Consider the following 1,951-nt stretch of genomic DNA (forward strand, 5'->3'; position numbering starts at 1 on the left):
GTCATGTTAGACATTTCTTTTGCCATATCAGCATCTTCAATTTGAGAAGCAGAAGATGCCATATTAGTAGCTTGGCTCGTTACGTTGTTTAAGTTATGGTCTAAACGGTTTAATTGAGAACCGAAAGTTGCTCTTGCGTCAGCAATACCTTGAATAGCAGTGTCAAGAGCTGTGATTTCAGCTGCTGCAGTTGTAGCAGTTAAATTCTTAACTGCATCATCTGGATCAGGTCCAACTGCTAACTTATCAGTTGTTATAGACTTTGTTTGGATAGCTGCGATTGTCATTGTATCACTTGAAGCATCAGAAAGTTGAATCGTGATATCTTTCCCACCAGGACCACCTAAAAATGCGTTACCATTGAAATTTGTTTTATCAGCAATATGATTAATTTCTTGTGCTAATGCTTGATACTCTTTGTTCATAGATTTGATATCTTTATCGTTGTTAGTACCGCTTGATGCTTGTGTTGCAAGGTCACGCATACGAAGTAAGATGTTTGAAACTGAACCTAATGCAGCGTCACCAGTACGTAAAGCAGACATAGCGTCTTGTGTGTTACGTGCTCCAACGTTTAAGCCGCCTTCTTTCGCACGCATACGAGTAGCGATAGCTAAGCCAGCCGCATCGTCAGCGGCACTGTTGATTGATTTACCGCTAGATAAACGGTTCATAGATGTATTCATTTTGTCTTGGTTTTGTCGCATGTACTCTTGTGTACGCATGCTGTTAATGTTTGTATTAATTCTCATGATAAGAACCCCCATTAATTTTTAATTATTTAAAAGAAAACTCTTTATATACTACAGAGAGTATATGTTCAAATGGCTTATTGTAATAATTTAGAAACCATTTGTGGTGTTTGGTTAGCTTGAGAAAGCATGCTAATACCAGCTTCGTTCAAGATTTTGAACTTCGTCATTTCAGACATTTCTTTCGCCATATCAGCATCTTCAATTTGAGAAGCAGAAGCTGCCATATTAGTAGCTTGGCTCGTTACGTTGTTTAAGTTATGGTCTAAACGGTTTAATTGAGAACCGAAAGTTGCTCTAGCGTCAGCAATATTTTGAATAGCATCGTCAAGTTTTGTGATTTCACTTGCTGCATTTGTAGCATCTAATTTCTTTGTTCCATCAGTTGAAGCTGCTAACTTATCAGTTGTTATAGACTTTGTTTGGATAGCTGCGATTGTCATTGTATCACTTGAAGCATCAGAAAGTTGAATCGTGATATCTTTACCCTCATCAGGATTCGTACCTTTATTTAAAAATGCATTACCATTGAAATTTGTTTTGTCAGCAATATGATCAATTTCTTGTGCTAATGCTTGATACTCTTTGTCCATAGATGCGATATCTTTATCGTTGTTTGTACCGCTTGATGCTTGTGTTGCAAGATCACGCATACGAAGTAAGATGTTTGAAACTGAACCTAATGCAGCGTCACCAGTACGTAAAGCAGACATAGCGTCTTGTGTGTTACGTGCTCCAACGTTTAAGCCGCCTTCTTTCGCACGCATACGAGTAGCGATAGCTAAACCAGCTGCATCGTCAGCGGCACTGTTAATTGATTTACCGCTAGATAAACGGTTCATAGATGTATTCATTTTGTCTTGGTTTTGTCGCATGTACTCTTGTGTACGCATGCTGTTAATGTTTGTGTTAATTCTCATGTTAAGAACCCCCATTAGTTTTTAATTGTTTATAAGAAATCTCTCTTTTTAAATGGCTTATTGTAATAATTTAGAAACCATTTGTGGTGTTTGGTTAGCTTGAGAAAGCATGCTAATACCAGCTTCGTTCAAGATTTTAAACTTTGTCATGTTAGACATTTCTTTTGCCATATCAGCATCTTCAATTTGAGAAGCAGAAGATGCCATATTAGTAGCTTGGCTCGTTACGTTGTTTAAGTTATGGTCTAAACGGTTTAATTGAGAACCGAAAGTTGCTCT

General features: G+C 37.6%; 3 protein-coding genes. All 3 read right to left on the minus strand.

All coding sequences use genetic code 11. From position 1 onward, the window contains the following. A partial coding sequence (locus tag ACFWDE_RS30405) for a flagellin N-terminal helical domain-containing protein (protein ID WP_377896387.1) occupies positions 1-752 on the minus strand: 752 nt, incomplete at its 3' end. A gap of 77 nt (positions 753-829) precedes the next feature. Then, positions 830-1,672 (minus strand): flagellin N-terminal helical domain-containing protein, encoded by an 843-nt coding sequence (locus tag ACFWDE_RS30410; RefSeq protein ID WP_377896388.1) that lies wholly within the window; start codon positions 1,670-1,672, stop codon positions 830-832. A 57-nt stretch (positions 1,673-1,729) separates the two neighbouring features. Next, positions 1,730-1,951: flagellin (locus ACFWDE_RS30415; protein WP_377896389.1), on the minus strand; the 222-nt coding region annotated here is incomplete at its 5' end.

This window comes from Bacillus sp. NPDC060175, assembly GCF_042728695.1.
GTDB lineage: Bacteria > Bacillota > Bacilli > Bacillales > Bacillaceae_G > Bacillus_A.

Bases quoted from the DNA above. Each gene is read 5' to 3' on its own strand.
- ACFWDE_RS30410 (WP_377896388.1), bottom strand. From the start codon at position 1,672: ATGAGAATTAACACAAACATTAACAGCATGCGTACACAAGAGTACATG.